This is a genomic window from Candidatus Frankia nodulisporulans, assembly GCF_902806475.1.
Classification (GTDB): Bacteria; Actinomycetota; Actinomycetes; order Frankiales; family Frankiaceae; genus Frankia; species Frankia umida.
On the sequence record NZ_CADCWS010000288.1, the window covers coordinates 1 to 4,813 of the forward strand.

3 protein-coding genes and 1 pseudogene are annotated in these 4,813 nt (G+C 69.3%); 3 read left to right on the plus strand and 1 reads right to left on the minus strand.

All coding sequences use genetic code 11. From position 1 onward, the window contains the following. Nucleotides 1-175 precede the first annotated feature (175 nt). Nucleotides 176-1,567, plus strand: coding sequence for a class II fumarate hydratase (locus tag G6R24_RS18245; protein ID WP_163550419.1), 1,392 nt, complete (start codon nt 176-178; stop codon nt 1,565-1,567). Nucleotides 1,568-2,136: 569 nt separating this feature from the next. Further along, entirely contained in the window at nt 2,137-3,546 is a 1,410-nt protein-coding gene (gene sthA, locus G6R24_RS18250; protein WP_163550420.1) for a Si-specific NAD(P)(+) transhydrogenase, read from the plus strand. Between the two features lie 231 nt (nt 3,547-3,777). Here the strand turns inward: sthA and G6R24_RS22795 are convergent. Next, a pseudogene (locus G6R24_RS22795) lies at nt 3,778-4,119 on the minus strand (serine hydrolase); the annotation flags it as partial. Between G6R24_RS22795 and G6R24_RS22800 the strand changes: the two are divergent. Next, nucleotides 4,025-4,750 (plus strand): hypothetical protein, encoded by a 726-nt coding sequence (locus G6R24_RS22800; RefSeq protein ID WP_225438697.1) that lies wholly within the window; start codon nt 4,025-4,027, stop codon nt 4,748-4,750. The pseudogene G6R24_RS22795 and the gene G6R24_RS22800 overlap by 95 nt on opposite strands. The last annotated feature ends 63 nt before the right edge of the window (nt 4,751-4,813 follow it).

Here is a 4,813-nt window from a genome sequence, read left to right on the forward strand (position 1 = left end):
CATACGCACCGTCGTGGGGGGACCGTACGCGTCAGATGTCCTAGGGTCGGCGGTGGGGTCGGCGTATGCGCTCGCGGGCCGTGCGCTGGGCCTGAGCTTCGCGCGGGCGGTTAGGTGCCGGTCGCGGGGCTGGTCGGTCGGGTCGATGGCGACGGAACATCGGGAGAACGGGCGCATGAGCGAGCAGGAATACCGCATCGAGCACGACAGCATGGGGGATGTCCGGGTGCCGGCGTCGGCCCGGTGGCGGGCGCAGACGCAGCGGGCGGTGGAGAACTTCCCCGTTTCGGGCCAGCGGATCTCCCGCGCGCACATCCAGGCGCTGGCACGGATCAAGGCGGCCGCGGCGACGGTGAACGCCAAGCTCGGGGTGCTCGACGGCGACATCGCCGAGGCGATCCGGGACTCGGCCGCCGAGGTGGCGCGCGGCGACTGGGACGAGCACTTCCCGCTGGACGTGTTCCAGACCGGCAGCGGCACCTCGTCGAACATGAACACCAACGAGGTGCTGGCGTCGCTGGCGTCCGAGCGCCTGGGCCGTCCGGTGCATCCGAACGACCATGTCAACGCGTCGCAGTCGTCCAACGACGTGTTCCCGTCGTCCATCCACGTGGCGGCGACGCAGGGGATCGTGCAGGAGCTGATCCCGGCGCTGGAGCATCTGGCGGCGTCGCTGGGTCGTAAGGAGACCGAGTTCGCCGAGGTGGTGAAGTCGGGGCGGACCCACCTGATGGACGCGACCCCGGTCACCCTCGGTCAGGAGTTCGGCGGGTACGCGGCGGCGGTGCGCCTGGGAGTGGAACGCCTGAACGTGGCGCTGCCGCGGATCGGGGAGCTGCCGCTTGGTGGTACCGCGGTGGGCACCGGGATCAACACGCCGCCCGGGTTCTCCGCCGCCGTCATCGAGGAACTGGCCGCGAACACCGGGCTGCCGCTGACCGAGGCCCGTAACCACTTCGAGGCGCAGGCCTCACGGGACGGGCTGGTCGAGGCGTCCGGGGTGCTGCGGGTCATCGCGGTCTCGCTCTACAAGATCTCCAACGACCTGCGGTGGGCGTCGTCGGGGCCGCGGGCGGGGCTCGGCGAGATCAGCCTGCCGGACCTGCAGCCGGGCTCGTCGATCATGCCGGGCAAGGTCAACCCGGTCATCCCGGAGGCGGTCTGCCAGGTGGTGGCGCAGGTCATCGGGAACGACGCGGCGGTCGCCTTCGGCGGGTCGGCCGGCAACTTCGAGCTCAACGTGATGCTGCCGGTGATCGCGCGCAACCTGCTCGAGTCGATCCACATCCTGTCGACGATCAGCGTCCTGCTGGCGGACAAGTGCGTGGACGGGATCAAGGCGAACGTCGAGAAGTGCCGGCGGTTCGCGGAGTCGTCGCCGTCCATCGTGACGCCGCTGAACAAGTACATCGGTTACGAGGAGGCGGCGAAGGTCGCCAAGCTCTCCCTCGCCGAGGAGAAGACGATCCGCGAGGTCGTGCTCGAACGCGGCTACATCGAGGCCGGCAAGCTCACCGAGGCCCAGCTGGACGCGGCCCTCGACGTCCTGTCCATGACCCACCCGTAACCACAGCCCCACCCGCTTCACCCGCAACCACAGCGCCACCCGCAATCACCGTGGCGTGGCAGCGGGACTCAGGCTGGGCCGGCTCCGGAGTTCTTACGCTCCGGAGCCGGCGGCCGGCCGTCGCGTCCCCTGGCCCGCCATCCCTCCCGTACGCCGGCCGGTGTGGCCCGGCGCCCGTCCCGACAGTGATGGCCGGCCTCGACGGCGGCGGGAGTCGTGGAAGACCCCCCAGACAGCCTCCGCGACCCCCGCGACCCCCGCGACCTGTCTAACGAGACCGCCGGCCATCCGTTACGGGTCGCCGGCAGGAATTTTTGCGCGGTCGCGCACGGCGGCATCGCCCGAAGGGGCAGCTCGACTTCGCGAAGCAGGCGTCGAAAACCACCCATCCCGGGTATAACGGAGAGATCCGGATTGCCTACTTTATGTGATATCGCGTGGCTGAAACGCCCCCGGGAAAGCATCCAGAAGAAATAAACGTAACAAGCCGGTGCAACATCGCTTCGAGCGGCGCCGCGACAGATAGCCTCAGGTTCACCGGGAGCCGGAAAGAATGCGGGGAGGTGTCGGTGTTCGACTATGACGTCCTCGTCATCGGGTCCGGGCCCGGCGGGCAGAAGGCTGCGATCGCGGCAGCCAAGCTTGGCCGGCGCGTCGCGATCGTGGACAAGCGGGAGATGATCGGCGGGGTCAGTATCAACACTGGCACGATCCCGTCGAAGACCCTGCGTGAAGCTGTTATCTACCTCACGGGCATGTCGCAACGTGAGCTCTACGGTTCGAGCTATCGAGTCAAGGACGACATCACTGTCGGTGACCTGTCGGCACGTACTCGACATGTCATCAGCCGTGAGATCGACGTCATCCGCAACCAGCTCAGCCGCAACCACGTCACCCTGCTGACGGGCCTGGCGAGCTTCATCGACCCGCACACGGTCAGCGTGCGGGCCGCGGGTGACATCGAGGACCGCCGCGTACACGCCGAGCGGATCATCATCGCCACCGGCACCAGGCCCGCGCGGCCGGACACGGTCGACTTCGACGGCCGCACGGTCGTCGACAGCGACCAGATCCTCGCGCTGGAGAAACTGCCACGGTCGATGGTCGTCGTCGGCGCGGGGGTGATCGGCATCGAGTACGCCTCGATGTTCGCCGCCCTCGGCTCGAAGGTCACGGTCGTCGAGCGGCGCGACCGCATGCTCGACTTCTGCGACGTCGAGATCGTCGAGGCGCTGAAATACCAGCTGCGGGATCTCGCGGTGACGTTCCGGTTCCGCGAGTCGGTCGTCTCGGTGGAACGGCACAACGGCGGCACGCTCACCCTGCTCGAAAGCGGCAAGAAGCTTCCGGCGGACACGGTGATGTACTCCGCCGGGCGGCAGGGTCTCACCGACATTCTCAACCTGCCGGCGGCGGGCCTGTCCGCGGACAGCCGCGGGCGGATCAAGGTCGGCTCGGACTTCCGCACGGAAGTCGACCACATCTACGCGGTCGGTGACGTCATCGGCTTCCCGGCGCTGGCCGCGACGTCGATGGAACAGGGCCGCCTGGCCGCCTACGCCGCGTGCGGCGAGGATGTCAACGCCCTGCGTGCCGAGCTGATGCCGATCGGGATCTACACCATCCCGGAGATCTCCTACGTCGGGCGCACCGAGGACGAGCTGACCGAACAGGCCATCCCGTTCGAGGTCGGTATCGCCCGCTACCGGGAACTCGCCCGCGGCGCGATCCTCGGCGACTCCTACGGCATGCTGAAGCTGCTGGTCAGCCCGGATGACCGGCGCCTGCTCGGCGTGCACGTGTTCGGTACGGGCGCCACCGAGCTGGTCCACATCGGGCAGACCGTGATGGGCTGCGGCGGCACGATCGACTACCTCGTCGACAGCGTCTTCAACTACCCGACGCTGGCCGAGTCGTACAAGGTCGCCGCCCTCGACGCCATGAACAAGATGCGTGCCGTCGCCCGCTTCAGCGGCTGACGAACGCCTGGTCCGAGGTGGCGCGGTCAACAACCACGTCACCTCGGACGAGCGCGTCCCGCGGGACGCGGCCTCAGCCCGGCGTCGGTGAGACAGCCGCGGCGTTCCAGGCCAGAGGGCGGACAGTCCCCGCACGGTCGCGATGCCAGCGGCTCTGCTCGGGCCGTCCTTGGTGTAGACCGCCATCACGTAGTCCCGGCCGGCGCCGTGGACGTGCGCCAGGCTGGTGATCACCCAGCCGCCGTCGCCGCGTTGCAGCCAGCCGTTCTTCAGCTCCACCGCCACACCGGACGGCACCCCGCCGGTCAGACCCCAGCGCTGGCTGAGGATCACCGTGCGCAACAGGCCGGCGATCACCTCACGTTGCCCGGCGAGCAGCACCCCCGGGTAGGCGACCGCCCGCAACACCGCGAGCTGGTCGGCCGCGGTCGTCCGGGTCAGCCCCCAGTGCCCCCCGGTATCGGCCTGGGTCGCGACCATGCCCAGCTGGGCGAAGAAGACACTCATCCCGGCGGCGGCACCGGCGTCGCGCCACAGGGCGTTGGCGGCGTCGTTGTCACTCACCGAGATCATCTTGCGGGCCAGGGTCCGCTGCCGGGCCGTGAGCGTGCCCGTCGGCCCGGCGTCGCGCACCAGCGCGGTCAGAATGTCGAGCTTCACCGAACTCGCCATCTCGTACCCGACCACCGCAGGATCGGTCACCGCGACCGTCGTCCCCGCGACCGCGTCGAACACGGCCACGCTGACATGCCCTGGCCGCCCCGCCAGATACAACCGCACCAGCCCCTCAAGCCCCACCGAGCCCGGCGCTGGAACCGTCGGCCCTGGAAGCGCGGGGGCCGAACTCGTCGGTGTGGGAGTCGGCGGCTGCGCGGTCACCGGCACCGATCTGACGGACCTGGCCTCGGCGACAGGCATGATCCGCGGTGCCGCCCCGGCCCGCAGGATGGCCGGCGCCACGGCCAGCGTCGGCGCGACACCCGCCGTCCCCACCACATCGCCGGACGGCGATCCCGCCGTCGCCGCCGACGTCCGCGTCGGGACGGTGGCCATCGCGGCGCCCATCCGGTCGGTGCCCGCGGTGCCGCCTGATCCGCCCTCGGCACTCGGACGGGGCGTCAGGCCGCCACACAGTCCGGCGGCCACCAAGGCCATTCCCGCGCTCCACCGGAGCGTCGACCGCTGCCACACAGAATCTGTGTAGCTATTTTGAACATCAATAAGAAGAGTACGGATCACTTTGGTTTCCAGCTTTTACCACGTCGAC